Consider the following 26700-nt stretch of genomic DNA (forward strand, 5'->3'; position numbering starts at 1 on the left):
ACTGTCTTTAAGACCAATGACGATCAATAGCCTTACTCTTTCTCCCTTTTTATTCCCTATAAAAATAATGAGATTGTAAACATAGGATGACGACCTTGATTGGGCTTAGGTTCTGAGTGCTTCGAAATCCGCTTCTTCGCCAAATTCCAAAACAGTAACGCCAAACAAAAAATAGCATATTGCACATCTTATTGAGCATTTTTGAAAATAATTGATAAATACGTTGTGCATTTTGTATCTCCAATAGCAAAAGCTTTTAGCCCGTTCTACTTACCCAAGTTTTAATAAGTACATAAAACTTGAAAAGTCTTTATTTCTAAAATTTCTTTGAGGCTTAGTGGCTTTATTTCCAAGAAAAACTGTGTATTAATCTAAGTTGGCTTCGCTTGGCTATTACGAGTGCGGTGTGTGAGCCCACTTGAAACAATTCTTTCGGGCGAACCATCCGTTGTGATGTTCACTTTAATGAACTATATTTACCATTCAAGGCGCATACGCAGCATAGCAAATGCGGACTAAAGTGCTGAAGTGAAAGTAATTACACAAAATAAACCAACTGAAACCGGACAAGCAAGTGGCTTGAAATTTCACACTTGTCATAGCCGAGAACAGTTGGGGACAATTGAAAAAACGTAATTTTGCACAAATAACATTGACATGGAATTAGAAGAAAGAAAACCAGTAAATAAAGCACACGTACAAAGACGAGTTAGAGACTGGAAAAGAAGAGTTTCCAAACTGTACAAAGACATTCAGAACTGGTTGACTGACAAACCAGAATATACGCTGGTTACAGGACAACCTATGAGAATGTTTGAAGAACCCATGGAGCAATTTGTTGTTCAACCTCAGAACATTGACACGGCTGACCTTTTCAAAGACAAGCAACTACTTCTGACATTCAAACCGAAAGGACTTTGGGTAATAGGAGCAAATGGGCGCATTGATATAATTTCCCGTAAAGGCAACTATATTCTTATTGACTATTCCGAACAGTTTGAGAAACCCAAATGGCATATCTACACCACTCAAGATCGTAAAAACGGTAAGCCATTCAATAAGACGGAATTACTGAATATTCTCTAAATAAGTCGCCATGAACATTTTTGACGAGTTGTGGAGAATATATTCCGAAACGGACAATAGATATGCAACAATCGAGCATCAATCAAGAGCCAGAGGATTTAATAGGAAGGAACAAGAATATCAGAGAAGGAGAGAGTTAAATGACCAGGCATATTTTTTGTTTATGTTCAGCCGAATTGAAGACAGGATAAATGAACTTTCAAATGAACTTATTGAAAACCAACACAACAACCTTACAAATTGGTCATATAAACGTACTTGGGACATTTTGCATAAGCGAATGACCCAAAATCCGAACAGTATCTATTTCATGGACAGAGTTGCATTGCTGACCGAAATGGGAAGAACCGATTACAACCTAATTGCTCTATATTATGATCAACGAAACAATATTGCTCATGGACGTACATTCACAATACCAATCAACATCCCGACAGTTGTCACTCACATGAAACAATTGTACAATGACTTGAAAAAATAAACGCCAGTGTCCCCCGATAGCACAAGCTTTCAGCTCGTTCTACTTACCCAAGTTTTAATAAGTACATAAAACTTGAAAGTCTTTATTTCTAAAATTTCTTTGAGACTTAGTGGCTTTGTGGCTATGAAAGACTTAATCCCAATAATTTAAACCTTCTGATAATCCCTTTCCCCAAAAATCAGGCTGCCGATGCGCAGCATAGTGCTTCCTTCTTCCAGGGCTATTTCATAATCGCCCGACATGCCCATTGACAATTCATTAAAAGCATTGCTTTGGGCAAAATAGCCAGTTTTCAAATTGTCGAAATATTGTTTTAGCAACTGAAATTCCCTGCGGATTTTTTCCTTGTCATCAGTGAAAGTGGCCATTCCCATTAAGCCACATATTTCTATATTAGGGAAATTTTCAAGTGGGTGTAATGCAATAATATCATTGAGCTCGGTCTTGTCCAGCCCAAATTTACTTTCCTCTTCAGCAATATGCATTTGCAGCAATACCGGTATTTTTCGTTCATTTTTTCTTCCCTGCTTATTGATCTCTTTAAGCAATTTCAAACTATCTACTCCATGGATTAGCGCAACAAATGGCGCGATATACTTTACCTTGTTGCGCTGAAGGTGGCCAATCATATGCCATTGAATGTCATCGGGCAGTTGCTCGACTTTATCGCAGAGTTCCTGCACTTTGTTTTCTCCAAAAACCCGCTGTCCTTCCTTGTAGAGCACATGGATATCTTCCGCAGGTTTGGTTTTGGAAACTGCCACCAATTTCACTCCTTTTTCTTTTAACTTTGATTCGATTTCTTTGTATTTGCTTAAATTCATAGTATCAATATTCTACAATGCGGATAATGTTTGTCTTTTCAATTTGTTCATTTTTGCTGCTGTGCTGTGGCGCTCCTGAAAAGACAAAATTAAAGTCTTCCGTACCGAAAGAGAAAATGATTCCTATTTTAATGGAAATTCATTTACTGGAAGCCCGCGCAGAGGAATTTAAAACGCTGAATGATTCATTTATTACAGCCAAGAGCGCAGCATACGATTCAATTTTCAGCAAATACAATATCAGCAAAAGTGATTTTTTGAATACATTCGAAGCCTATGAAAAAAATCCCGAGGAAATGGATTTGTTGTACGAAAAGATCATAGATTCATTCAGTGTACTAGAAGCCAATTTCAAGCAAGAATCTGATGAAACAGTGGAAAAGGCAAAAAATTAATTTTCAATAAATTAGAGTAAAAGAATAATTATGGCAATCAACAAAGTGGTGAAAGATGCAGCCGAAGGGTTGCAGGGCTTAGAAAGCGGCATGACTTTAATGCTGGGTGGTTTTGGACTTTGCGGCATACCAGAAAATTGCATTTCTGAAATGGTGCGGTTGGAAGTCAAAGACCTAACCTGTATTTCAAACAATGCAGGCGTAGATGATTTTGGTTTGGGGCTGCTTTTGCACAAGCGTCAGATCAAAAAAATGATTTCTTCCTATGTGGGGGAAAATGCAGAATTCGAACGGCAAATGCTCAGCGGTGAGCTCGATGTGGAATTGATACCACAGGGTACGCTGGCAGAAAGATGCAGAGCTGCCGGAGCTGGGATTCCCGCATTTTATACCCCGGCAGGCTATGGCACAGAAATAGCAGAGGGAAAGGAAATCCGTAGGTTTGGCGAAAAAATGTATGTCATGGAAAGGGCTTTTGATGCTGATTTTGCTATGGTAAAAGCCTGGAAGGGCGATACTGCAGGGAACCTGATTTTCAAAGCCACTGCGCGCAATTTTAATCCATTGATGGCCATGGCTGGAAAAATAACGGTTGCTGAAGTAGAAGAACTTGTTCCTGCCGGTGAATTAAACCCCAATGAAATTCATACCCCGGGCATATTCGTACAGCGTATTTTCCAGGGAAAAAACTATGAAAAACGCATTGAACAAAGAACTGTCAGGAGTTAATTAGGTGGTTTGAAAATCACCAAATTAAGCAATTATCAAATTTTCAAATCAAGTAAATCATGTTAGATAAAAACCAAATAGCACAAAGAATAGCCAAAGAATTGAAAGACGGATTTTATGTAAACCTGGGAATCGGTATTCCTACATTGGTGGCCAATTATATTCCCGATGAACTTGACGTGGAATTTCAATCCGAAAATGGTTTGCTGGGAATGGGGCCATTCCCCACAGAAGCAGAAGTAGATGCCGACCTGATCAATGCAGGGAAACAAACCATTACCACCCGCCCCGGAGCAGCTTTTTTTGATTCCGCTACTTCTTTTGGAATGATTCGCGGGCAGCATGTGGATTTAACGGTATTGGGAGCAATGGAAGTAGCCGAAAACGGGGATATTGCCAATTGGAAAATTCCGGGCAAAATGGTAAAGGGCATGGGTGGCGCAATGGATCTGGTAGCTTCCGCCAAAAACATTATTGTAGCTATGATGCATACCAACAAAAAAGGAGAATCTAAACTACTGAGGCGCTGTACTCTGCCTTTGACCGGGGTGGCTTGTGTTACGCGCATTGTTACCAATTTGGCGGTGCTGGATGTTACTGATGATGGTTTTTTGCTGAAAGAAAGGGCTCCGGGAGTTTCTGTGGAAGAAATTAAAAATGCCACTGAAGGCAAATTGCGTATTGAAGGAGATGTTCCTGAAATGAAAATCGATTGATCTTGGGGAGTAAGGGGCTTTTAATTGCCCTTTTTCTGATGCATTGTTTTTTTGCAAAAGCAGATGAATCAGGGGCGGTGGAATACAATGATTTTTTGATTTGCTGGCAGGATCATTTGGAAGAGGCTATTCTAATGCTGGGTGATGAGGTGGAAAAAGGAAATGAAGTGCGCGCCTACCAGGTTTTAGATTCTATCAGGGCATTGATTGTGGATGCTAAAATTAGCATTAAAGCCTACGAGCCTTATAACCTTGAATATGAATACCAGCAGGCTGCACTGGATTGGTGGAATTTTTACAAACAGGTTTTTATGCACGAATATCCTGAGATTTTGAAAATCAGCTTTCACAAAAATTTAAGGGAGAAAAACCTTAAGCAACTCAGTGGTTATCTGAAAAATATACAAGTAGCCGAAAAATTCGCCAGTCACGAATTTAAAGTGGCACAAAAACGCTTTGCTTTGAAATACGATCTTTACCTGGAATGAAACAGTATTATTACAAAGGGAAAATTTACGAGCAGGAGAAGGCACTGCCTCTAATCCCTGCCAATCGCGCTTTTCTATACGGGGATGGTTTTTTTGAAACCATGAAATATGTGAACGGCACTATTTTCAATGAACATGCCCATATATCCCGAATTGAGCGCAGTAGTGTTTTGCTGGGAGAAGAGCTAGCAGCCCATTCGCTGCTGGAAGAAATAAAAAGATTGTTATCCAATGCATTTCCCGAAAAAGATTTTCGTTTGAGAATTACTTTTTTCAGAACAGGGGGAGGACGCTATAAACCCGACTCAGAAGCTGTATGGGATTGGCTGCTTAGTTTTGAAGCAATGGACAATAGTGCATTTACACTTAATGAAAAGGGGCTGCATATCGGGAAATATGATTTGCAGCAAAAAGCTACCGGCAAGCTTGCGAATATTAAAAGTACTTCGGCTCAGCTCTATGTGCAGGCCGCAAAATTTGCCCAAGAGCAGCAATGGGATGATGCCTTGATTTGCAATACCAAGGGGAATATTATAGAGGCAACGGCTTCCAATATTTTCGCCATTAAATCTGGTTATTTGTTTACCCCGGCTTTGTCAGAAGGCCCGGTGGCCGGAACCATGCGGGCAAAACTGTTGCAATTGGCATTTGAGCTCGGGCTCACTGCTGCATCAGGCCCTTTGGAGGAAGATAAACTATTAGATGCCAATGAAATTTTCCTCAGCAATGCTATTATGGGCATTCGCTGGGTGGAGCAATATAAAGGCAAAACATTTCAGTGCAAACACGCTCCGAAAGTACTGGAGCTATTAACCTGAATTCGGAAATTATTTATTGCTCAGAAAGAAATCGGGTTCATAAATCAGCTTTATTTACCTGATTTTATTTCGGAAACATCCACTTCTTCGGGCAGGAATTTAGAAGGATCTCCGCCATTGAGAATAATTTCACGCACTATGGTAGAACTGATATGCGACAGTTCAGGATCGCTGATAATACAAATGGTTTCCAGATCGGTATCCAGCGACTTGTTGAGCTGAGCAATGGTTTTTTCATAATCAAAATCGGCAGCTGTGCGAATGCCGCGAATCAGGTATTTGGCATTGACTTTTTTGGCATAATAGGCCGTTAAACCCTGGAAGGTTTTGGCCTCAACATTGGGCTCATCTTTAAAAATTTTATTGATCCACTCCAGGCGCTGTTCAAAGCTGAAAGAGTATTTTTTGGAAGTATTGTTGCCAATACCTATTATCACTTTGTCAAAAAGCGGCAAAGCGCGTTTTACAATGTTAACATGTCCTTTGGTAATGGGATCAAAAGATCCGGGAAAAACTGCTATTTTTTTGCTCATGTGGCTTCTTTTTGTTCCATCCTGAATATACTAAAATTGGTTTTACTGTAGTTTCTGTGGTGAAAAAAATTGGGGTGATTTTCAAAATTATGTTCCGGACTGTGTTCCAGAATAAACCACCCTTCTTTTTTTAATAAGTTGTTGCTCAATATTTTATCCGGTATTTCCGCTAAATTACTTAAAGGGTAGGGAGGTCCCGCGAAAATTAGGTCGAACTGTTCTTTACAGGAATTTATAAATCTAAAAACATCTGCTTTTACAGGTTTGATACAATCAATTCCGAATTTTTCAGCAGTATTTTCAATAAAGCGAATACATCCGTCAAAATTATCTACAATGGTAATGTTTCGACAAGCCCTGGAATACATTTCATAACTTAAGTTGCCCGAGCCGCCAAATAGGTCAAGGTATTTCACTTCTGACAAATCCCAATTGCTTTCCAGGATATTGAAAAGGCCTTCTTTGGCAAAGTCGGTAGTTGGGCGTGTGGGCAATCCTTTTGGAGGAGTGAATTTCCGTCCTTTTAAACTTCCTGCTATGATGCGCATAAATGCATGGCTTCTAAATAGATGAACGATGAATTAATTTTATCCCTGCTGATGCTGACCTGTTCCCGTGTGTGTGCAAATTGTTTTTTAAGCGCTGTTTTCAGCTCGTTAGAAGTGTTTTCTCCCAGAAGATGCAGGTGGCAGCTTTGTTTATCAATGCCCTGTTGTTCGGCAAGGGCAAGGCAGTAATACAATTGATCTGTTTCTGAATCGGTTTGAAAGGTATTGTAAAACAAGAGCCGGCCTTTTTTATAGAGGGCAATCATAAGCTCATTGGAATCTCCGGCAACCCACATACTAATGTCCTCGTTTTCAAAGCTTTTTTCGGCAATGTATTGCAAAAGGGCTTTGGGCCTGCAATGCCAGAATGCATTTTCGAATTTTTGCCTAAAGACTTGTGCTGTTTTTTTGGGAATGGCATAAACCAATTCTATAGCTGCAAAATTCAAGGATTCAAATGTGATAAATGAATTGCTGATATCACTGTGATGCAAATCTAAATATAGGGGAGCCTCACTAGCTTCAAAAAGTATTTCCGGCACAAGGGAAAAACAAAGCGGTTGGAAAAGAATATGCAGCTCAACGGTTTTTTTATTTACCAGCTCAGCAATTTTATTGAGCTGTTTGTCTCTTTCCTTTTGGTTTATTTCCCAGTTTTGCACCCCGGAATCAAGTGGTGCGTATAAGTGCAACTCATTGTTGAGCAGCACTTCAAGATAATATTTTGATGGATTGACTTGCGCCATAGTTGCGTGTTTAGCAGTATTAAACCCCAATTTGTCAATACAAGTGATTGGAATTGTTGTGTATGTATAAAGACATACAAATAGTTTGACTGCTTATGCTAAAACAAAGGCTTATTCCCAGTTGCCGGAATAAGTAGCCTGACTCATAGAACCAACGCGGTATTCAAAATCTGGATCAATGTAGTCTTTATTCAAGCCATTTAGCAATTTGCGTTCAGGAGCTCTGATCTCAAAAACCTGAACATTTACTTTGTTCACTGTAATCTCACCGGCATTGATTGACATAATTTCTTTTCCCCCGGTATATGGTATGTATTTTAAAGAATCAACAACATAGTTGTCTTCAAAAACCCTGCTTTTCAGCGGAATATAGGTCGTATCGTAAATAACAGCTTGTGTCGTGTCATCAGGATTACCAATAATCTTTATTTGTGGGTAATCTGCATATTTAATGCTGTCGATCAGATTCTCCCATTTGTGCGCAAATCCACCTGTAAGGTCTTTATATGCTATTTGAGCTTCACGGGCGTCTTTTAGTCGCTGAATAAGTGCTTCTTCACGCACTTTTTTACTTCTCTCAAAAATAATGGGTTGCTGAATGATATAATACAGGTAATACGCCATACCAATGGCCGCAAGCGTCAAAAAGATATTGACAAATAATTTAGGTGATTTCATGAATAACTTTTTATTATTTCAAATTTCGCGAACTGCACAAGCTCTAATTTTAAGTGTACAATAATAATGTTTTTTATTGCTTTTGAGAAATAGCTTTGTACAAGAAATGTGCTGTTTTAATCTTAAATATGGATACTTTTGCGACATGTTGAAATCCAAAAACCCTAATTACGAGGCATATGTACGTCTTAAAATTGAGCGCAATAAATTTATGCAGCTTATCGGGTTTCAGATTGACGAAATACAGGAAGGTGAAGTTAATGGAACTATGCCAGTGAAAGAAATGCACGAACAGCAAAATGGTTTTGTACACGGAGGAATAATTTCCTCACTCAGTGATATGGCCTGTGGATTTGCAGCATATAGTCTTGTGGAAGAAGGCGTTCAGGTGTTTACTATAGAAATTAAAGTGAGTTATTTAAGGCCAGGAATCGGTCAGGAAATAAAAGCCAAAGGATGGGTGCTCAAAGCAGGGAAACAGTTTATCAACTGCGAATCTGAATTGTATGCAGTGAATGACAGTGAAAGTAAATTGATTGCAAAAGCAAGCTCAACAATGGCTGTGATTGACAGGGCTGTGAATGATAAATACGGGGACTGAACCACTATTGAAGGAAAGAGTTAATTAAACTGTGGAAGCAACATACAGAGACATCTGGAAACTGGCCTATCCAATAATTTTAGCCAGTATAGCACAAACTTTTATTTCTGTTAGTGATACTGCTTTTATGGGGCGTGTTGGGGAAGTGGAATTGGCGGCCATTGGTATGGTAAGTGTGTATTACCTCATTTTGTTTATGATTGGGTTTTCCTACACCAAAGGCACGCAAATTATGGTGGCGCGCAGGGTAGGAGAGAAAAAATTTAAATCGGCAGGTTTTATTTTTGATCACTCCATGTTCGCTGTATTGATTATTGCAGTTGCGCTATTTTTAATAATGCGTTTTGGCTCTACTTACGCTATGGAATTACTGGTACAGGACATACACATTCAAAAAGCAGGTACTACCTATCTGGAAGCCCGCTCTTTTGGTTTGCTTTTTAGTTTTACCGGTTCTGTGTTTTTGGCCTTTTATATGGGTATTGGGCGCACTCCTTTTCTGCTTTTTAATATCCTGGTAATGTCTGCGCTGAATATTACGCTGAATTATCTGCTTATTTTCGGGAAATTCGGTTTTCCGGAAATGGGGATATCAGGAGCTGCCTGGGCTTCTAATATTGCTGAAGCTGTGGCTTTGCTAATGTTTGCAGTGCATACGGTAATGGCAAAGCTGAGCAAGAAATATCACTTGTTTAAAATGCGCAGGGTTTCGGTTCAGTTGATTAAAAATATTACACAGTTGGCTTTCCCTATAGTTTTGCAAACCATTATTAGTCTGTCGTCCTGGATGATATTTTTCACATTTGTTGAAAAAATGGGCGCACATGAAATGGCGGTTTCTTCTGTTGTGAAAAGTATTTACATGGTTATAGGAATCCCTGCCTGGGGCTTGAGCACTACGGCCAATACTGTAATCAGTAATTTAATGGGCCAAAATCGTCAGGCAGAAGTAACGAGTGCTTTAAAGAAAATTATTTACATGAGCCTTCTATTTGCCTTGCTTCTGGCACTATTGTGCGGTTTTTTTCCTGAAATATGCCTTGCTTTTTATACCAATAACCCAACAGTCATTGCCGCGGGCGTTCCAGTTTTGTATGTGTGTCTTGGAGCCCTTTTCGTGTATTCGGTTTCAACTGTTTTGTATCATGGTGTGATCAGTACCGGAAGCACCAGGGCTTCCTTATTTATAGAATTGATTACAGTAGTTATTTATTTGGGTTTTATTATTAGCATATTTAATATTGACGGTGTTTCGCTCCCTACTGTATGGATTTCTGAAATTTTTTATTGGTTTGTGTTGATGGTACTCACTTTTATTTACCTGAAAACAGGACATTGGAAAAATATTAAGATATAATTCATCTCGTTTTTCTGTTTCTGTATTAAATCTCTTATTCCTTATATTTGCGCTCTTAAAGAAAAATTATGAGAAATATATTATTATTGTTTTTATTTGTTTTTACAGTTGTTGTCACAAGTGCCCAGGATTTTCACAGATGTGGCTACGACTTGATGCTACAGCAATATGAAGCGCAATACCCCGGTTTTATACAGGCAAGGAATCAGACCTTTGATCAGGCAAAACAACTGGCTTTCTTACAATCAAATCACAAGTCAGGTTTTAGTCAGGATTCTGTGTTTAAAATTCCGGTAGTTGTACATATTCTATACAAAAATGCCAATGAAAATTTACATGATTCATTGATACACAATCAAATTGAAATGCTCAATTTGAGTTATAGAATGCGAAATTCCGATACTTCTAATCTTAGACCTGAATTTGACACTCTAAAAGCAGATGTAGGATTAGAGTTTTTTCTGGCAAAAGAAGACCCGCTGGGAGATTCCACTAATGGAATTATCAGGAAGAGTACTACAACACAAGGTTTTTTTGACATTGGTGGTGACCTGGATCTCATAAAACAATCCACTGAAGGTGGCTCCGATGCTTGGGATACGGAGAGGTATCTTAATATCTGGGTGGGTGATTTAAGTTTGTTTGGTCAGCCTGGTGTTTTAGGATTTGCGTATCCACCTATTGGAGCTGCCAACTGGCCACCTAATTCAAATGCCCCTTCTCCTGAATTTGATGGAGTAGTTATTCATTTTGAGGTTTTTGGTGTCAATAATCCATTTGCTGTAGGAGGTATATTATCTATGGCAGATCAAGGTCGAACTGCTGTACATGAAGTAGGGCATTATCTCGGACTCAGACATATTTGGGGGGATGGAGGAAGTCCTTTTTTTCCCGGCCCACCCGATTGTTCTGTTGATGATGGCATTGATGACACGCCTAATGCCGGAAACAATTCTCAACAAACGGGTTGTGATCCTAATAAAAATACTTGTGTAGATACGCCTTATGATTATCCTGACCTTTGGGAAAACTATATGGACTATTCAGAAGAAAGTTGTCAGGTAATGTTTACAAATGATCAGGCAGCGGTGATGAGAAGTAATCTTATTAATTATAGAAATTCCTTGATCCAGGAAGGGAAAAGACAATGTCCAGTAATTTTAAACGAATTGACTGGAGAAGTGACAAGTGTTAAATGTTTTGGAGATGCCAATGGATCAATCATAACGACAGTTAAGTCCGGCCAGGCTCCTTATACATTTGATTGGAGTAATGGAGCGAATACTCAATCTGTTACAGGCTTATCTGCCGGTAATTATACGGTTACATTTACAGATGCGCTCGGCAGTGTTTTTGTTGATTCATTTGAAGTTTCAGCACCCTCTGAAATCACAGCTTCATTAGATTCTCTAACTGATCCAAATTGTATCAATGGTACATTGGGAAGCATTGATATTAGTGTAGAAGGAGGAACATCGCCTTATACTTACTTGTGGGCAAATGGCGAAATTACTCAGGATCTTGATAGCCTTATTTCAGGAACCTATACTGTAAAAATTAAAGACTCTGTTGATTGTGAAATTGTGGAATCTTATGTGCTTTCAGATACTGTAAATTTTTCTCATTCTTCTACAATTAGTGATGTGAGTTGTTATGGAAGTAGTGATGGTGCTGTTTCAATTGATGTAAGTGGTGGTATAACGCCATACAATTTTGAATGGACCAATAACAGTATTGGCACTGATAGCATTTTTAATCTTGAAGGTGGTTTGTATGGTGTTACTGTTACTGATGACTCTGGGTGTGCTTATTTTGCAAGTTTCAATGTACGCGAGTTCGATTCTCTAAGGATTGAATCAATTAGCAAAGGAGTCAATTGTTATGGAAATTCAGATGGGTATATTGATTTAATTTTGAATGGGGGAAAATCACCTTTTTCTTACCTGTGGAGCAGTGGTGACACAACACAAGATATTAATGCTTTGGATAAAGGCACTTATTCTGTAACTGTAACTGATGACAATGGGTGTACAGATAGTTTAAGTGTATCAATTTTTGAACCTGATTCTATAAATTTAATTGACTCAGTTATTGATGTTTCTACTTATGGTATGAGCGATGGTGAAATTTCTATTGAGGTTAACGGTGGATCACCCCCATTGTCTTTTTTGTGGAATACAGGGGAAACATCTCCTGTGATAACAAGTTTAGATACAGGCGCTTATGAAGTAACCGTAACTGATAAAAATGGCTGTTTTTACGCTTCTGCATATACAATTAATCAACCACCGGATTCATTGGGTATAGGGATTGATCAAAAAGATTTTTATAAGCAATTGGAAATATTCCCTAATCCTACGGAAGGGATTGTTAATCTTAGATTCCCGGCTCAGGAAAATAATATGAAAGTTTCGGTGTTGAGTATAGAAGGCCGTTTGTTAATAGAAGATCAGATTAATCGAAAAGAAATGCAGTATCAGCTTGATTTAAGCAACTTTAATAGCGGCATGTATTTTATCAGTATTCAAAATGATGATATTCAAACACATAAGCGGATTGTTTTGCGATAGTCTTTTTTTAAAAGTATTTTTAAAGGAGAACTTTTGTGAGGTTCTCCTTTTTTTAATGCAACAAAGTTTTAAGTATGAGATATCTGTCTATTTTGTTTGTAAGCCTCTTTTGTTTTTGCAGTTCCCAGGCACAAGAGGAGGCAGCTTACGATTTCGAAGTGCAAAAAAGTGACTCGGCATGGAAAGCTCAATTAACTGAATTGCAATATCATGTTACACGTGAAGGTGGAACCGAAGAAGCTTTTACCGGCAAATACTGGGACAATAAAGAAGAAGGGCTTTATCATTGTATTTGTTGTGGACAGGTGCTTTTTGATTCCAAAACCAAGTTTAAATCGGGTACCGGCTGGCCGAGTTTTTTTATTCCCAAAAGCTATGATGCAATCCTTGAGGCAGAAGATAAATCCCTGGGCATGAGCAGAACAGAAGTTTTGTGCAGCAGATGTGGTGCACATCTTGGCCATGTGTTTGATGATGGCCCTTTACCTACCGGGATGCGCTATTGCATCAATTCTGCTGCTTTGGATTTTGAGGCTTCAACAGATGAAAAGTAATGCCGTTTTAATTGCTTAATGTTGCTAAGGCATTTTTTAAAAGTATCAGGCCTCCAATTTCCCCAAAGCCTCCGCAACTTTATCTTCAATCACTTTTGAGTCAATATCTTCCGCTCGCTTGATGAATTTTCTACCCATAAGGGTTTCATAGAGTAGAATATAGCGCTCACTTACTTCTTCTACAAAAGCATCGGGCATATCCGGCATTTGTTGGCCTTCCAGTCCCTGAAAGCCGTTTTCAATCAGCCATTCTCGCACAAATTCTTTAGAGAGTTGTTTTTGGGCTTCTCCCTTGGCCTGTCTTTCTTCATAACCCTCTGCGTAGAAATAGCGCGAAGAATCGGGGGTGTGAATTTCATCCATAAGCGTGATCAGGCCTTTGTGATAACCAAATTCATATTTGGTATCCACCAAAATCAAACCTTTTTCAGCGGCCAGTTCCGTGCCTCTTTCAAATAAATCAAGGCTATAGCGTTCCAGTGTTTCATAATCTTTTTCGCTTACAATTCCCCGTTGTAGAATCTCCTCCCGGCTGATGTCCTCATCATGTCCTTCCTCGGCTTTAGTGGCAGGGGTAATAATGGGTTTTTCGAATTTATCGTGTTCTTTCAGTCCATCGGGGAGGGGCACTCCGCACAATACACGTTTGCCCGCTTTATATTCTCGCCAGGCATGTCCTGTAAGGTAGTTGCGCACCACCATTTCAAGTGGAATGGGTTCGCAAAGCTTGCCAATACTCACATTGGGATGAGGACTGCTGATCAGCCAATTGGGGCAGATGTCAATGCATTGTTTAAGATTTTTCGCTGCAATTTTATTCAGCACCTGCCCTTTGTATGGAATGGGCTTGGGCAGAATATGATCAAAAGCGGAAATCCTGTCGCTGGCCACCATTACCAGGTATTTGTCATCAATGGTATAAACATCCCTTACTTTTCCGTGATAAACATTGCTTTGTCCCGGAAAACTATATTCGCTGTGCATAAGCGTATTTGCCATATTATTTGTCTTTTGGGTTTTTTTCCTGTTCTTCTAAAATTTCATAGGCCTTGATAATTTCCTTCACCAGTTTATGGCGGATCACATCGCTTTGTTTCAGGTGAATGGTACCAATGCCTTCAATTTGTCCAAGTATTTCAGCTGCCTGTCGCAATCCCGATTTTTGATTTTTAGGCAAATCCACCTGGCTCATATCACCTGTAATAATGCATTTTGCAGATGGTCCAATTCGGGTCAAAAACATTTTCAGTTGTGCAGTAGTCGTATTTTGGGATTCATCAAGGATGATAAAAGCATTGTCTAATGTACGACCGCGCATAAATGCCAGTGGAGCTACCTCTATCACATTGTTTTGCATGTAATAATTGAGCTTTTCAAGCGGAATCATATCGTGCAATGCATCGTAAAGTGGCCTCAGGTAAGGATCAATTTTTTCTTTCAGGTCTCCCGGTAAAAAACCAAGATTTTCTCCAGCTTCTACGGCCGGTCTTGTAAGGATAATTCTGCGTACAGATTTATTTTTCAAAGCTCTTACAGCAAGTGCCACAGCAGTATATGTTTTTCCCGTTCCGGCAGGTCCCAGCGCAAACAGCACATCATTTTCATCGGAAAGCGTTACCATTTTTCGCTGATTGGGTGTACGGGCTTTAACTACCAGTCCATTAGAGCCGTGAACGATCACCTGACTGCTGTCATCAACGAGATCGCTTACGGTTCCTTCCTGCTCCATTATAGCTTCCACATTTTTATGGCTCAACTGACCATATTTTTCAGTCATTTTTACCATTTGCTCAATTTTGTTTTTACACTGAGCTATGTTTTCAGCAGATCCCGAAAGTTTTATCTTATTGCCACGTGCTACTATTTTAAGCAGTGGAAAAGATTTTTTGATAAGGTTTAGCCGGGAATTATTTACTCCAAAGAGTTCTACCGGTTCTGTATCACCGATGCTAATGATTAATTCACTCAAAATTTTATTGTATTTTTGAACTTCAAATTTACCTAAAAATTGTGTCCTCTCCTATGCCCTTGATCACCTTGATCACAGATTTTGGAATAAAAGATTTTTATGTAGGATCCCTCAAGGGGAATATCTATTCTGCGTGTGAAAATGCTTTGCTTGTTGATATCACTCACGAAATAGAAAGACACGGTTTGGTACAGGCAGCCTATGTTTTAAAATGTTGTTTTCCCGATTTCCCAAAAGGCAGTTTTCACCTCATGCTTATTGATACTGAAAAAGAAGAAGGCAGACCGGTTTTATTTAAGTACAATGCACACTTTTTTCTCGGTATAGACAATGGTGTTTTTAATATTGCCATTGATGGAGCTGAGCCCGATTGGGTAGTGGAGCTGGAGCCTGAAAAACTTGGTTATAGCTCTAAGAGCAATCTCAATAATTTTTTCGCGGATGTACTTGGTGCTCTGAGCAATGGTAAGAAACCTTTGGAACTGGGAACAAAGCGAAATAAACTGCTGTCCATCAATGCTGCTCGTCCTGCTTATGGTGATTGGGGCATTCGTGGAGAAGTGATCTATATCGACAATTATGAAAATGTTGTGCTGAATATAGACCGCGACTTTTTCGAAACGCAATGCAATTGCCGTCCTTTTCATATTGAATTTAAACATCTGGACCGTATTGAGCGCATTTGTGATAGTTACTCAGATGTTGATCCCGGTGAATTGCTCGCTTTATTCAATGGATCGGAGCATTTGGAAATTGCTGTGAATCACGGTAAAGCAGCAAGTTTACTTGGGTTGAAATTGAAAACTACCGTTCAAATAAATTTCAAATGATCAGGCGGATTGTAAAAATGAGCTTTGTCCCGGAGGAAGTCGATGCGTTTATTGCTGTTTTTAAGAAAGTTAGCAATAAGATTGAAAATTTCCCGGGCTGTAAAAAAGTAGAATTATTGATCAATAAGGATCAACCAAATATGCTTTTTACTATTTCGCTGTGGGAGAGTACAGAGGCTTTAAACAATTATCGACAATCAGAATTCTTTCGCAATACCTGGTCTAAAACCAAATTGCTGTTTGCCGATAAACCTGAAGCTTGGTCATTAGAATTAACAGTGCAGTCTAAATAATCTAAATATGCTGAAGATCATAAATCCCGATTATCCGGTTTTGCTTCAGGAAAAAGAAGGAGAGGAGCAGCTACTTTGTTCATATTTTGAAAAATACAGCTCCATTCACATTATCTGTGACAGCAATACCGAAAAATGTTGCCTTCCGCTTTTTAAAGCTGTATTAGCCGACTTTGATTACAAGCTGCATGTTTTCCCAGCTGGAGAACAAAACAAATCGGCTGTGACACTTCAGGATTTATACAAAGCACTTTTGAATTGTAAAGCAGACCGGAATGCGTTGCTAATCAATTTGGGTGGTGGTGTAGTTGGTGATTTGGGTGGATTTTTGGCAGCTACATATAAGCGCGGTATTGATTTTATACAAGTACCAACTTCATTGTTGGCAATGGTGGATGCTACAATTGGAGGTAAACTCGGGTATAATTTTAATGGAATAAAAAACAGTATAGGCTGTTTTGCCAATCCCCTGGCTGTTTGGATCAATCCCGTATTTTTAAAGACCCTGGACAAAGCAGAGCGCATTAGCGGATGGGCAGAAATGTTGAAACACGCATTAATAGCAGATAAATCACATTGGAAAGCACTTTGTGCATTTGATATACTGAAGGAGAAAATAATTCCCGTGGATTTTATTGCAAAATCATTAGAGATTAAATTAGAGATAGTAAAGGCAGATCCTTTTGAAAAAGGTTTGAGAAAAATATTGAACCTCGGACATACCATAGGGCATGCACTGGAATCTATTGCCCTGGAAAGAAAGACAGCTTTACCACATGGAGTTGCTGTAGCATTGGGAATATTGGCAGAATCTTATTGTGCAGTTAAAATGGAACTGCTTTCCGCTACTGATTTTGATGAACTGGAAAAGTATATTTGGCCCATATATGGCAAGTATTTGCCCGATAAAATTGATTTACAGAATGTTTCACAATTTATAGAAAATGATAAAAAAAATACTTCAGGACAATTTAACTTTACCCTTTTAAGAAAAATTGGGGAGGCAAAGTACAATCAATCCTTGAATATTGAATATATTGAGGAACTTGTTAAATGGCTGAATAGTAAAGCATGAAACGAGCATGAATTTTTTTAATCAAAAACTTCATACATGAGGATGATTAAAATAAATTCATGTGAGAGCGAAGCGGTTCCATCTGTGCAAAAATTTTTCTGCATTTTTGGAGCTTGCAGAAAAATTTTAAACAGATGAAATTTAAAGTAAGCAAAGCAGATAAAAAACTCATAGGTGAAATAGATTTGGAAGGCTCCAAAAGTATTTCAAACCGTATTTTAATCATCCGTTCGCTTTGCCAGGATCCATTTACAATTAAACACATCTCCGAGTCGGATGATACCATCAGGCTATACGAGCTGATGAAAAGCAAAGATATCGTGTTGAATGCAGGCGAGGGTGGAACTACAATACGCTTTTTACTTGCTTTGCTCGCCACACATGATGGACAAAGCATTCTTACCGGCTCCGACTCATTATTAAAAAGACCTATTGCGCCCCTTGTAGATGCGCTCAATGAACTTGGAGCAGATATTCAATATCTGGGTTATAAAGGCTATCCGCCTTTGCTGGTTCAGGGTAAAAAATTTGAGTCGAACAGGGTGGAAATCGATGCAGGAATAAGCAGTCAGTTTATTTCTGCTTTATTACTGGTGGCTCCTGTATTGCCCAAGGGACTTGTGCTTAAGCTTAAAGGGAATGTTGTTTCCAGTCCTTATATTCGACTTACACTTGAAATTATGCGCTATTTTGGCATTCGTTGTGAATGGTCACAAAACTTGATTTCAATTCCGCATCAAGATTATTCTGCAAGGGATATACAGGTAGAATCAGATTGGTCGGCAGCTTCATATTATTATGAAATGGCTGCATTGGCAGATGAAGTTGACCTACAGTTAAACGGCCTTTACAAGCATACCGGGCAGGGGGATGCTGAAATCCACAAGATCATGCAAGGCTTTGGAGTAGTGACTACTTTCAATGAAAAAGGTGTTCGGCTGAGCAAAGGTGAAGCTACACAGAGTTTCTTTCGACATGATTTTAAAAACAGCCCTGATTTGGTACAGACTATGCTCGCCACATGTGCAGGATTAAACATTCCGGCACAGATTACCGGAGTGGATACTTTAATGATTAAAGAAACCAATCGTATGAAAGCCATGCAGCGAGAATTGGATGATCTGGGTTTCTATATGAACGAGCATGATGGAAAATGGAATCTCGGTACAGCAGGGATTGATAAACTATCACCTGCTCATTTTTTTAATACCTACAGCGATCATCGTATGGCCATGAGTTTAACTCCGCTCTGCTTAAGATATGGCACAATTACAGTTGACAATCCATATGTAGTCACCAAATCCTATCCCGGTTTTTGGGAAGACCTTATCAGCTTGGGCTTTGAAGTTGTAGAACAAGATTAAACATAATGGATTAGCGCATTGCATTTGCGAAATAAGACAATATCACAGCTGTTGCATTTGCTGCATTTAGCGATTCAGCTTTGCCTTTTTTGGGAATAGTGATTTCGGTATCGCAGCTTTCTTTCAATGCGGCACTCAATCCTTTGGATTCATTGCCAATCAAAATCAAGACATTTTCCTGTGGCTTTACATTATACAAATTTTCTCCACTAACAGTAGCAGCATAAATTGGCACATGGGCATTTTCAATTAGTGTTTCGGCTTCCAGATAATAAACCGGTACATAAAAATTGGAACCCATGCAGGCTTGCAGCACTTTGGGATTGTATAAATCTGCACAATCTGGGGTGCAAAATACTGCACTTGCACCAAACCAATCGGCACAGCGAATAATGGTGCCTAAATTTCCGGGGTCTTGGATGTTTTCCAGCATGAGGTTTAAGCCGCTGAGTTTTTTACGCGGTTCAGCTTTTTCAATAGGGAGCAGTGCCAATACCTCATTGGCTGTTTTTAATTGACTGATACGATCCAGGTCCTTATCAGATACTATATTTACAACAGGACTGTATTTTGATAATAAATCCTCTTGTGCATTTACCCACATTGCTGTTGCAAATATTTCTATTTTCGGGGCGTTGAAGACCACAGCTTGTTCAACAATTTTTGGACCTTCTATCAAATACTGTTGATGCAGTGTCCTATATTTTTTTCTTTGTAAAGATTGAATATGTTTAATTTGCGAACGTGATAGCATATATATCGTTTTGAGGCACGGAATTTACATTTTTTTATTGATCTCTATTGCTTATCTAAACAGCGGGTGTTTCAATACGCGCTTCCTTGGAGAAGGTGAGCAGCTTTTTAAGGCCAACAATATTACGTTTATCGATGAGGAACCCGAGAACAAAAAGAGGAATTTTAAAAATGAATTGAAAGATATTTCGCAATTGCAGCCCAATAAAAAATTTATAGGGCTGGCTAAAACGCGTTTGTGGTTCTATAATGTGGCCGACAGGAGGCGCGAGAATAAATTCCGCTATTGGATGAAAAATAAGATAGGAGAGGCTCCTGTTTTGTATGATGAGGTTTTTGCGCGAAAGTCTGCTATAATGATGAAAAACTACCTCATCAATAAAGGATTTTTCTATGCATCTGTGAATATTGAAAAGATAGACATTGGTCAACAAGAAAAACGTGTAGAACTTAATTTTTTAATTGATTTGAATGCACGTTATACAATCAAAGATGTTGATTTTCCCGAGATAGACAAGCCTGTAGAAAAAATCTTGTACGACAACAAGGAAGCTACTCTTTTAAAAGAAGGAGATCCTTTTGATGTGGGTGTACTCAAGGAGGAAAGGGAGCGCATTTCCAAAGACCTGAGAGACAGGGGCTATTATTTTTTCAATAAAGAGTACGTTTATTTTGATTTGGACAGCAATGATGTCAGCAATGAAATAGATATCAGTGTAAGAGTGGAGCCTCCCGGTGATTCAGCCGAGCATGAACTTTATTATATTAACAACATCTATGTTTATACCGATTACAACTCAGAGCAATTGCTCAGCAGAATTAATTTCGATACCACTCAAATAGGGCATTATTATTTTATTGCCGAATCCCATAAATACCGCCACAGGGTTTTGATCAACAATATTCATCAGAAACACGATGCTCTTTACAGCAGACAAAAAGCGCGATATACAGCCAATCAACTGACTGAATTGGGGGTTTTTAAGTTTGTAAATGTGTCTTATCAAAAAGTTGCTGATACGAGCAAAAATTATCTCAATTGCTTTATTCACCTTACGCCATCTAAAAAACAGGCTTTTTCAATAGATGCAGAAGCCAATAACAATACCGACTTTTTACTTGGTGTTGCAGCTTCGTTCAATTATGTCAATAAAAATATTTTCAAGGGAACTGAGCAGTTTAATTTTAATGTATCCGGTGGTTTGGAATCAAATTTTGATGGTGGGTCGGCTTTTTTCAATACGGGGGAGTTGAATATAGAGGGCAGTTTGTTGTTCAATAAATTAATTGTGCCTTTTCGCCTTAACAACACCCCCTATAAACATACACCCAAGACCAGGTTGTCGCTGCGTTACAGCTTATTGAGAAGGATTAATTTTTACACCATTAATTCCATCAATTTATCCTACAGCTACGATTGGAAAGTGTCCAATACGAGAAGGCATTTGTTGACGCCAGTGGTCGCCAGTTTGATCAGGTTGAACCAAACCACACCTGAATTTCTGGAAGTACTTGCGCAAAGCCAAACATTGAGAAGCAGCTTTACAGAACAGTTTATTCTCGGTACAGAATACACCTTTTTCTATACCAATCAACCTAAGTCAAAAAGAAACAGCTATATTTTTTACAGAGGTGGGATTGACCTGGCCGGGAATACATTGCATGGTATTGTTTCGCTGATCAATAAGAATAAGGATATTGAAAAACCCTATAAAATATTCAATGTCAATTATGCGCAGTATGCAATTTTTAATTCAGACATCAGAAACTACTGGGATTTTTCAAAACATGCTCGCCTGGTGAGCAGAGCTTTTGCAGGTGTTGGTATTCCATATTCCAATTCAACGGCCCTGCCATATACCAAGCAATTTACAGGAGGAGGTGCAAATGGTATAAGAGCTTGGCGTGTGCGTACATTAGGCCCAGGTTCTTTTGATATAGAGGCCTCCGGTGTTGATGCAAGTAATAATTTTGCGCTAGATCAAACAGGAGATATAAAACTGGAGGGCAATATTGAGCTGCGCTTTGATATTATTAAGTTTATTAAAGGGGCATTTTTTGTTGATGCGGGAAATATATGGTTGATTAGACCTGATGATTCCAGACCCGGTGCTGATTTTGAATTTGACCGTTTTTACAATGAGTTTGCTTTAGGCACAGGTGTGGGAGCTCGAATTGATCTTTCTTATTTTGTACTGCGTTTTGATGTGGCCATGCCATTGCGTGATCCTGCAAAAGTGAATACAGGCGACCCCTGGGTGATCAAAACATTTGAACCTTCGGAAAAAGAATGGAGAAGGGATAATATTAAATTTAACCTGGCTATCGGTTATCCGTTTTAAATTATTTGCTTAGCTATTGCTAATTGCCTTTCTCAATTCTTTCACAAATCCCGGCCCCCGATAAATGAATCCTGTGTATATCTGAACCAGTGAGGCACCGGCTTTTATTTTTGCAAGGGCATCTTCTCCGTTCATTATTCCACCGGCTGCAATAATTGGCACTTTGCCATTCGATTTTTCCGACAAATACCTTACAATTTCAGTGGATTTCTGCATCAATGGAGCTCCGCTCAATCCACCATTGCCAATAGCTTCCAATTGGTTTTTAGCGGTTTTCAAACCTGTCCTTTCTATTGTGGTATTGCTTACAATCAAACCATCAATTTTACTTTCACTGACTATTTCAAGTATATCATCCAATTGAGGAAGGCTTAAATCCGGGGCGATTTTCAGCAGTATAGCTTTTCTTTTTTCCTTTTGCTTGTTTAGCAATTGCAATTGATTCAGAATATCGAGCAGTGGTTTTTTGCTTTGCAATTCGCGTAAGCCGGGAGTATTGGGAGAACTAACATTTACCGTGAAATAATCTACATAAGGAAAAAGTGCATCAAATGCCTTTTTGTAGTCCTCAACTGCTTCATCATTAGGGGTGATCTTGTTTTTCCCGATATTCCCGCCAATGATCCTATTTTTAGGACGCTTTTTCAATCGCTCAATTGCTGCTAAAACCCCGCCATTATTGAAGCCCATTCTGTTGATCAGCGCCTGGTCTTCAGGCAATCGAAAAAGTCTTGGCTTGGGGTTTCCCTCTTGCGGTAGTGGTGTAAGTGTGCCAATTTCCAAAAATCCAAAACCTAATGTGCTGAGTTCGTGTATATAGCGGGCATCTTTGTCGAAGCCGGCAGCGAGGCCAATTCGATTGGGAAAACGAATGCCAAATAGCTCTACAGATTCATCGGACTGATTTTTAGGGTTGAATATTTTTTTGAACAGGCCTTTCATCCCGGGAATGCACAATATCAACCTGAGTATGTTCAGGGTAAAATAATGTGCTTTTTCAGCAGGCAGAAGAAAAAGAATATTGCGCAGTAGAGAATACATCAGTGATTTTGAGGCCAAAGTTACTTAATCCTACATTTTGTTGAAGAGCTGTAGTAAAGTTTGACTCTTATTAGTCGTCTCTTCCCATTCTTCAAGTAGTTTTGAGTCTTTCGTAATGCCACCTCCTACAAAAAATGCGACTTTATCTTCTTGCCAGCGCAAGCATCTAAGGTTTACAAATAAATGCACATTTTCAGCTTCCACCAGTCCCAAAAATCCGGTATAATATTGCCGATCGTGCTTTTCTATTTTCTCAATTGCATTTAAGGCTGCCGTTTTTGGTAATCCACTGATTGCAGGTGTTGGGTGTATATCTGCTATGAAATCCTTGAGTTTTGAAAAATCTCCGCTTTCCAATTCTTGCTCAAACCGGGTTATCAAATGCCAAACAGATCCCGTAAATAGGTTCTCCACTTTGGATTCTTTTAACTCACCGCTAAAATGTGATTTCAGCACATTGCGAATGTATTTTGTGACGATAGTTTGTTCCTCTATTTCCTTGGTCCTCCATTTTGGTGGATGCTCTTCTTTGGGTCGGGTGCCGGCAAGCGACATGCTGTTTAATTGATTGCCTTTAATTTCCAAAAGCGTTTCAGGAGTAGCTCCTATCCACAATCCACACGTAGGATGATAGCACAAATAATTAAAGCTTTGCGGATATTTTCTGCAAATTGATTTAAAATAGGCAATTGGATTTATGTCTAAATCCTTAATTGAAAAGTGAATAATCCGCGATAAAATTACTTTTTGAAGTAGGTCGGTATTCAAAAGCTTTTGTGCTGCTTCAAATTGAATTTTGTAATCCTTGAAATTGGTTTCATTGGGAAAAGACAATGCACTTTCAAAAATACTTTTAGCAGAATCAATATTTATTTTGTGTAAATCTTCAAAAACCAAGTTTGGTAAATGGGAATTGTTAAATGCTGCAAAAACAAATTTCTTAGTGGATTCAGAGGGCATGAACAAGTTGGAGCTGTTCTGGCTTACTTTTTTCGAGGTATAAAACTGAAATTCAGTTGAATTAAAAGGGGAGTATGCAATTATGCCTTCTGAATTGGAAAAGTTTGAGTTCAATTTTAAATCTTTAAGACTAATTTTAATGAAAATAATAGATTAGCTGCGCAATTGTTATACAAATATAAATGATGGGAAAAGAAATATACCTTGAGATCAGAACCTTTTCAAACTCGGAGTTGGTTTGTATATTTGATTAACAACCTAAAGTTTTAATTTCCCTGTTTTTGAAAACATATAAATCAAAAGCTCTTGACTACCCGAACATATAGAATTTTATTGCAGGAAGAGCCTGAAGGTGGATATACTGTTACTGTACCAGCTTTGCCTGGCTGCATTACCTACGGTAAAAATCTGGAGCATGCGATGGAGATGGCAAAAGAAGCCATAGAAGGATATATTGAATTGCTGGAGATAGAAAACGAATCCGTCCCCGATGATAGTAAAACCCTGGAGTATTCTTTAACCTTGGCTTCATAGATGACAGCTATAACTATTATAAATATTTATTATCTAAAAATCACTGTAGATACAATGCACAGCAAAGACCTTCCCAAGGGTACATTAAATAGCATTCTTAAACAGGCAGGAATTGATAAAAATGAATTGTAGTTGTACAGATTACCTGATTCTCCTCATTTTGAGAAAATGTAAATTTGAACAACACTTAAATTGATATATGAGCAAGGAAATATACCTGATTCGACACGGGCAAACAGATTACAACAAGAAAAGAATCATTCAGGGCAGGGGAGTGGATTCCGATATCAATGCAATGGGAAGAAAACAGGCGCAGGCATTTTACGATGCATTCCGGAACACACCATTTGACCGTGTTTTTTCATCTACACTAAAGCGTACCCAACAAACATTAGAGCCCTTTAAAACTTTGTATCCCGCCCATCATGCACATGAGGGGTTGGATGAACTCCATTGGGGAATGCACGAAGGCAAAGTAGCGACAAAGGATATGCATCAGGAGTATTTGTCCATAATTGAAAGTTGGAAAAAAGGCGAGCTCAGCCGGAGCATGCCAGGTGGGGAAAGTCCCCTGGATTTGAAAACCCGGCAGGAAAAATTTATTAAAGAAGCACTGAGTGATTTTGAAGGGAAAATGCTGATCTGTTCCCATGGCCGGGCAATAAGATCATTGCTTTGCAACCTTACCAATTGTGAATTGTCAAAAATGGATGATTTTCCGCACGATAATGTGGCTTTGTACAAACTGACCTACTCAAATGGTTTTTATGACATTGATTTGTTCAATTACAAGAAGCATCTTTTACACTTATACCCTGATGAATTATAAGCAAATCAGCGAAGTAGTATGAGTTTTTTGTGAAGGAGTATTCCTTTTTCTCCCCTAAGTTGAATCTGGTAAATGCCGTTAGCTGCGAATTTCGGTATTTGATAAGCTGAAGTTTGCGCCTGATTCCAAGCTGCAATAATTCTGCCCTGCAAATCAATTAAGCGTATTTTTTGTAGTTGGAAATTTTCCTGAATGTCCAGGTAAAATATTCCTGTAGAAGGATTGGGATAGAGCCCGATATTGAAGTCATTATTTTGCTCAAAAACATTATTGTGAAGAGGTGGGCGAGAAGTATAAGTAGTATCAAAGCGCAGCACTTTTATTTGGGGCAGGTAATCAGCTTCTCCTGCCAATAAAAAAGAACCGGAATCGGCTTCGTGAAAAGTCCGCAACAGTCCACCGAAATTCTTTTCCCAAAGCAGACGTCCACTGCTGTCGATTTTGCTGAATGTACTGCTGCAATTGAAATTTATGCGTTTGTTTGCCAATACTAAAAGGTAGTCGTCAAGGCTGTTTTCAATATGGAAATATCGTGAACCACACCTTGCGCCCAGATTTATGTTTTCAAAAGATTGACCTGCAATATCCGTGATGAACAAGCGCAGACTATCATCATAAGCCAGAATATATAATTGATCTTTTCTTCTAGCAATACTGTATCCGTTCAGGTCTTTACCGGGAGTAGAAATACCCCTGAACCATTCGAATTGACCGGAAAGATTGAACTGTGCATAATAGGCACTTCTGTTCAGGCTGCTGCTGTCTTTAAAACCAGCAACATAAATTTTGTTGTTTGAAATTTTAATATCGTAAAACTGCAATTCACCTCCCGGAGCCGTATAAGTTTTACTCCACTGCAATTCGCCACTGCTGTTGAGTTTAAAAATATAGCTCTGATAAGTCGGTTGATTGCAATTTACTGTACCATAAGTGCCACAGACATAAATATTTTCTTCTGAATCTTCTGCTACATCGTAAACCGCATTGCTACAATCGGGCAGGTAAGATTTAAAAGTCCAAAGCCATTGGCCCCCTTGATCAAAACGGTGAATATATACGCTGTCATAGACCAGGCCTGCACTTTCTCCCCCATAAATAAGTATGTCGCCATTTTTCAATTCTTTTCCATAGCCCGAGTAATTATTGTATTCAAGTGATAGGGAATCGCCATTTTCATCCAGAAAAACCCAACTGCCTTCTCGTTGATTACTGCCATTGGGGCACAATTCAACACTGTTGCACAAATATCCATTACCAAAGGGGATCAGACTGTATCCTTCTTCATAGCAATCGGCTGTGCCCAATGTGTCTGAGAATATTATTTCAGCATATGAATAACAATGAAAAATCAATAGCAGCAATATTACTGCAGCAGAGTAGAACTGATTCATAGCTATAAAAATGGGAATAATTTATGGCTTTTAAAACCCGAAATTTACTTTGACATTGATTGTATGAATTTATAAGAAATAGTAGGTTGAATATTTGAATTCAGCTTATTTCAAAAATTGACAGACTTAATATTAAAATGATATTGATCGATTTACTATCTTAGTTCTGATTTTCAAAAACACTCAAATTAAAAC

The 26700-nt window shown here is 38.8% G+C and carries 29 protein-coding genes; 18 read left to right on the top strand and 11 right to left on the bottom strand.

Annotation, left to right across the window (positions count from 1 at the left end):
• The first annotated feature begins 657 nt into the window (after positions 1-657).
• The gene (locus WD048_12040; GenBank protein MEX0812939.1) at positions 658-1086 is read left to right on the top strand and encodes a hypothetical protein; all 429 of its coding nucleotides are present in this window, start codon (positions 658-660) and stop codon (positions 1084-1086) included.
• 10 nt (positions 1087-1096) lie between these two features.
• Complete coding sequence (locus WD048_12045; GenBank protein MEX0812940.1) at positions 1097-1567, top strand: hypothetical protein; 471 nt, start codon at positions 1097-1099, stop codon at positions 1565-1567.
• Positions 1568-1713: 146 nt separating this feature from the next.
• On the opposite strand, the gene WD048_12050 is transcribed toward WD048_12045, so the two are convergent.
• Complete coding sequence (locus WD048_12050) at positions 1714-2391, bottom strand: YggS family pyridoxal phosphate-dependent enzyme (GenBank protein ID MEX0812941.1); 678 nt, start codon at positions 2389-2391, stop codon at positions 1714-1716.
• A gap of 26 nt (positions 2392-2417) precedes the next feature.
• Between WD048_12050 and WD048_12055 the strand changes: the two genes are divergently transcribed.
• Genes WD048_12055 through WD048_12075 form a run of 5 tightly spaced genes read left to right on the top strand, consistent with a single transcriptional unit; the run spans position 2418 to position 5537 of the window.
• Positions 2418-2786, top strand: a complete 369-nt coding sequence (locus WD048_12055) for a DUF4296 domain-containing protein (GenBank protein MEX0812942.1) — start codon at positions 2418-2420, stop codon at positions 2784-2786.
• A 36-nt stretch (positions 2787-2822) separates the two neighbouring features.
• Positions 2823-3515, top strand: coding sequence for a CoA transferase subunit A (locus WD048_12060; protein ID MEX0812943.1), 693 nt, complete (start codon positions 2823-2825; stop codon positions 3513-3515).
• Between the two features lie 59 nt (positions 3516-3574).
• A complete protein-coding gene (locus tag WD048_12065) occupies positions 3575-4231 on the top strand; it encodes a CoA transferase subunit B (GenBank protein ID MEX0812944.1) in 657 nt (218 codons plus the stop codon).
• A gap of 2 nt (positions 4232-4233) precedes the next feature.
• Positions 4234-4719: a hypothetical protein gene (locus WD048_12070; protein ID MEX0812945.1), complete on the top strand. Its 486-nt coding sequence runs from the start codon at positions 4234-4236 to the stop codon at positions 4717-4719.
• The gene (locus WD048_12075) at positions 4716-5537 is read left to right on the top strand and encodes an aminotransferase class IV (protein MEX0812946.1); all 822 of its coding nucleotides are present in this window, start codon (positions 4716-4718) and stop codon (positions 5535-5537) included. Before WD048_12070 ends, WD048_12075 begins: the two co-directional genes overlap by 4 nt.
• 50 nt (positions 5538-5587) lie before the next feature.
• Here the strand turns inward: WD048_12075 and coaD are convergent, their stop codons facing one another.
• From coaD to WD048_12095, 4 genes are all read right to left on the bottom strand, one after another.
• Entirely contained in the window at positions 5588-6070 is a 483-nt protein-coding gene (coaD, locus tag WD048_12080) for a pantetheine-phosphate adenylyltransferase (GenBank protein ID MEX0812947.1), read from the bottom strand.
• Positions 6067-6618, bottom strand: a complete 552-nt coding sequence (locus WD048_12085) for an RsmD family RNA methyltransferase (GenBank protein ID MEX0812948.1) — start codon at positions 6616-6618, stop codon at positions 6067-6069. The genes coaD and WD048_12085 overlap by 4 nt, the downstream gene beginning before the upstream one ends.
• Positions 6606-7364: a DUF3822 family protein gene (locus WD048_12090; protein MEX0812949.1), complete on the bottom strand. Its 759-nt coding sequence runs from the start codon at positions 7362-7364 to the stop codon at positions 6606-6608. The genes WD048_12085 and WD048_12090 overlap by 13 nt, the downstream gene beginning before the upstream one ends.
• A gap of 111 nt (positions 7365-7475) precedes the next feature.
• The gene (locus tag WD048_12095; GenBank protein ID MEX0812950.1) at positions 7476-8042 is read right to left on the bottom strand and encodes a hypothetical protein; all 567 of its coding nucleotides are present in this window, start codon (positions 8040-8042) and stop codon (positions 7476-7478) included.
• 145 nt (positions 8043-8187) lie between these two features.
• On the opposite strand from WD048_12095, the gene WD048_12100 reads away from it, so the two are divergent.
• The 4 genes from WD048_12100 (at position 8188) to msrB (ending at position 13124) form a co-directional block, all read left to right on the top strand.
• Positions 8188-8643, top strand: a complete 456-nt coding sequence (locus tag WD048_12100; protein MEX0812951.1) for a PaaI family thioesterase — start codon at positions 8188-8190, stop codon at positions 8641-8643.
• A gap of 31 nt (positions 8644-8674) precedes the next feature.
• Positions 8675-10000, top strand: coding sequence for an MATE family efflux transporter (locus WD048_12105; protein MEX0812952.1), 1326 nt, complete (start codon positions 8675-8677; stop codon positions 9998-10000).
• A 68-nt stretch (positions 10001-10068) separates the two neighbouring features.
• Positions 10069-12570, top strand: coding sequence for a T9SS type A sorting domain-containing protein (locus WD048_12110; GenBank protein ID MEX0812953.1), 2502 nt, complete (start codon positions 10069-10071; stop codon positions 12568-12570).
• A 74-nt stretch (positions 12571-12644) separates the two neighbouring features.
• The gene (msrB, locus tag WD048_12115; protein ID MEX0812954.1) at positions 12645-13124 is read left to right on the top strand and encodes a peptide-methionine (R)-S-oxide reductase MsrB; all 480 of its coding nucleotides are present in this window, start codon (positions 12645-12647) and stop codon (positions 13122-13124) included.
• 45 nt (positions 13125-13169) lie between these two features.
• Here msrB and WD048_12120 read toward each other — a convergent pair whose 3' ends face one another.
• Together WD048_12120 and WD048_12125 are read right to left on the bottom strand one after the other, a co-directional pair.
• Positions 13170-14123, bottom strand: coding sequence for a phosphoribosylaminoimidazolesuccinocarboxamide synthase (locus WD048_12120; GenBank protein ID MEX0812955.1), 954 nt, complete (start codon positions 14121-14123; stop codon positions 13170-13172).
• 1 nt (position 14124) lies between these two features.
• On the bottom strand, positions 14125-15093 hold the full coding sequence (locus WD048_12125) for a PhoH family protein (GenBank protein MEX0812956.1): 969 nt from the start codon (positions 15091-15093) through the stop codon (positions 14125-14127).
• 53 nt (positions 15094-15146) lie between these two features.
• Here WD048_12125 and WD048_12130 point away from each other — a divergent pair, with 53 nt between their 5' ends.
• The 4 genes from WD048_12130 (at position 15147) to WD048_12145 (ending at position 18655) form a co-directional block, all read left to right on the top strand.
• The gene (locus WD048_12130) at positions 15147-15923 is read left to right on the top strand and encodes an SAM-dependent chlorinase/fluorinase (protein MEX0812957.1); all 777 of its coding nucleotides are present in this window, start codon (positions 15147-15149) and stop codon (positions 15921-15923) included.
• Positions 15920-16216 carry an antibiotic biosynthesis monooxygenase family protein gene (locus WD048_12135; GenBank protein ID MEX0812958.1) on the top strand — a complete coding sequence of 99 codons (297 nt, stop codon included), beginning with the start codon at positions 15920-15922 and terminating at the stop codon, positions 16214-16216. The genes WD048_12130 and WD048_12135 overlap by 4 nt, the downstream gene beginning before the upstream one ends.
• 7 nt (positions 16217-16223) lie before the next feature.
• Positions 16224-17291: a 3-dehydroquinate synthase gene (aroB, locus tag WD048_12140; protein MEX0812959.1), complete on the top strand. Its 1068-nt coding sequence runs from the start codon at positions 16224-16226 to the stop codon at positions 17289-17291.
• A gap of 134 nt (positions 17292-17425) precedes the next feature.
• Entirely contained in the window at positions 17426-18655 is a 1230-nt protein-coding gene (locus WD048_12145) for a hypothetical protein (protein MEX0812960.1), read from the top strand.
• Positions 18656-18665: 10 nt separating this feature from the next.
• On the opposite strand, the gene WD048_12150 is transcribed toward WD048_12145, so the two are convergent.
• Positions 18666-19409 carry an RNA methyltransferase gene (locus tag WD048_12150; GenBank protein ID MEX0812961.1) on the bottom strand — a complete coding sequence of 248 codons (744 nt, stop codon included), beginning with the start codon at positions 19407-19409 and terminating at the stop codon, positions 18666-18668.
• A 10-nt stretch (positions 19410-19419) separates the two neighbouring features.
• On the opposite strand from WD048_12150, the gene WD048_12155 reads away from it, so the two are divergent.
• Positions 19420-21750 (top strand): BamA/TamA family outer membrane protein, encoded by a 2331-nt coding sequence (locus WD048_12155; protein MEX0812962.1) that lies wholly within the window; start codon positions 19420-19422, stop codon positions 21748-21750.
• Between the two features lie 9 nt (positions 21751-21759).
• Here WD048_12155 and WD048_12160 read toward each other — a convergent pair whose 3' ends face one another.
• Both WD048_12160 and WD048_12165 read right to left on the bottom strand, forming a co-directional pair.
• Positions 21760-22791: a quinone-dependent dihydroorotate dehydrogenase gene (locus WD048_12160; GenBank protein MEX0812963.1), complete on the bottom strand. Its 1032-nt coding sequence runs from the start codon at positions 22789-22791 to the stop codon at positions 21760-21762.
• A gap of 30 nt (positions 22792-22821) precedes the next feature.
• Positions 22822-23865, bottom strand: coding sequence for a chorismate-binding protein (locus tag WD048_12165; protein MEX0812964.1), 1044 nt, complete (start codon positions 23863-23865; stop codon positions 22822-22824).
• 192 nt (positions 23866-24057) lie between these two features.
• On the opposite strand from WD048_12165, the gene WD048_12170 reads away from it, so the two are divergent.
• Both WD048_12170 and WD048_12175 read left to right on the top strand, forming a co-directional pair.
• The gene (locus WD048_12170; GenBank protein MEX0812965.1) at positions 24058-24285 is read left to right on the top strand and encodes a type II toxin-antitoxin system HicB family antitoxin; all 228 of its coding nucleotides are present in this window, start codon (positions 24058-24060) and stop codon (positions 24283-24285) included.
• 199 nt (positions 24286-24484) lie between these two features.
• Positions 24485-25114, top strand: coding sequence for a histidine phosphatase family protein (locus WD048_12175; GenBank protein MEX0812966.1), 630 nt, complete (start codon positions 24485-24487; stop codon positions 25112-25114).
• 5 nt (positions 25115-25119) lie between these two features.
• Here the strand turns inward: WD048_12175 and WD048_12180 are convergent, their stop codons facing one another.
• On the bottom strand, positions 25120-26505 hold the full coding sequence (locus WD048_12180; protein MEX0812967.1) for a T9SS type A sorting domain-containing protein: 1386 nt from the start codon (positions 26503-26505) through the stop codon (positions 25120-25122).
• Positions 26506-26700: the final 195 nt, after the last annotated feature.

This window comes from Chitinophagales bacterium (assembly GCA_040877935.1).
Taxonomy (GTDB): Bacteria; Bacteroidota; Bacteroidia; order Chitinophagales; family CAIOSU01; genus JBBDNB01.

Bases quoted from the DNA above. Each gene is read 5' to 3' on its own strand.
- WD048_12040 (MEX0812939.1), top strand. From the start codon at position 658: ATGGAATTAGAAGAAAGAAAACCAGTAAATAAAGCACACGTACAAAGA.
- WD048_12045 (MEX0812940.1), top strand. From the start codon at position 1,097: ATGAACATTTTTGACGAGTTGTGGAGAATATATTCCGAAACGGACAAT.
- WD048_12050 (MEX0812941.1), bottom strand. From the start codon at position 2,391: ATGAATTTAAGCAAATACAAAGAAATCGAATCAAAGTTAAAAGAAAAA.
- WD048_12055 (MEX0812942.1), top strand. From the start codon at position 2,418: ATGTTTGTCTTTTCAATTTGTTCATTTTTGCTGCTGTGCTGTGGCGCT.
- WD048_12065 (MEX0812944.1), top strand. From the start codon at position 3,575: ATGTTAGATAAAAACCAAATAGCACAAAGAATAGCCAAAGAATTGAAA.
- WD048_12075 (MEX0812946.1), top strand. From the start codon at position 4,716: ATGAAACAGTATTATTACAAAGGGAAAATTTACGAGCAGGAGAAGGCA.
- coaD (MEX0812947.1), bottom strand. From the start codon at position 6,070: ATGAGCAAAAAAATAGCAGTTTTTCCCGGATCTTTTGATCCCATTACC.
- WD048_12085 (MEX0812948.1), bottom strand. From the start codon at position 6,618: ATGCGCATCATAGCAGGAAGTTTAAAAGGACGGAAATTCACTCCTCCA.
- WD048_12090 (MEX0812949.1), bottom strand. From the start codon at position 7,364: ATGGCGCAAGTCAATCCATCAAAATATTATCTTGAAGTGCTGCTCAAC.
- WD048_12095 (MEX0812950.1), bottom strand. From the start codon at position 8,042: ATGAAATCACCTAAATTATTTGTCAATATCTTTTTGACGCTTGCGGCC.
- WD048_12100 (MEX0812951.1), top strand. From the start codon at position 8,188: ATGTTGAAATCCAAAAACCCTAATTACGAGGCATATGTACGTCTTAAA.
- WD048_12110 (MEX0812953.1), top strand. From the start codon at position 10,069: ATGAGAAATATATTATTATTGTTTTTATTTGTTTTTACAGTTGTTGTC.
- msrB (MEX0812954.1), top strand. From the start codon at position 12,645: ATGAGATATCTGTCTATTTTGTTTGTAAGCCTCTTTTGTTTTTGCAGT.
- WD048_12120 (MEX0812955.1), bottom strand. From the start codon at position 14,123: ATGGCAAATACGCTTATGCACAGCGAATATAGTTTTCCGGGACAAAGC.
- WD048_12130 (MEX0812957.1), top strand. From the start codon at position 15,147: ATGCCCTTGATCACCTTGATCACAGATTTTGGAATAAAAGATTTTTAT.
- WD048_12135 (MEX0812958.1), top strand. From the start codon at position 15,920: ATGATCAGGCGGATTGTAAAAATGAGCTTTGTCCCGGAGGAAGTCGAT.
- aroB (MEX0812959.1), top strand. From the start codon at position 16,224: ATGCTGAAGATCATAAATCCCGATTATCCGGTTTTGCTTCAGGAAAAA.
- WD048_12145 (MEX0812960.1), top strand. From the start codon at position 17,426: ATGAAATTTAAAGTAAGCAAAGCAGATAAAAAACTCATAGGTGAAATA.
- WD048_12150 (MEX0812961.1), bottom strand. From the start codon at position 19,409: ATGCTATCACGTTCGCAAATTAAACATATTCAATCTTTACAAAGAAAA.
- WD048_12160 (MEX0812963.1), bottom strand. From the start codon at position 22,791: ATGTATTCTCTACTGCGCAATATTCTTTTTCTTCTGCCTGCTGAAAAA.
- WD048_12175 (MEX0812966.1), top strand. From the start codon at position 24,485: ATGAGCAAGGAAATATACCTGATTCGACACGGGCAAACAGATTACAAC.
- WD048_12180 (MEX0812967.1), bottom strand. From the start codon at position 26,505: ATGAATCAGTTCTACTCTGCTGCAGTAATATTGCTGCTATTGATTTTT.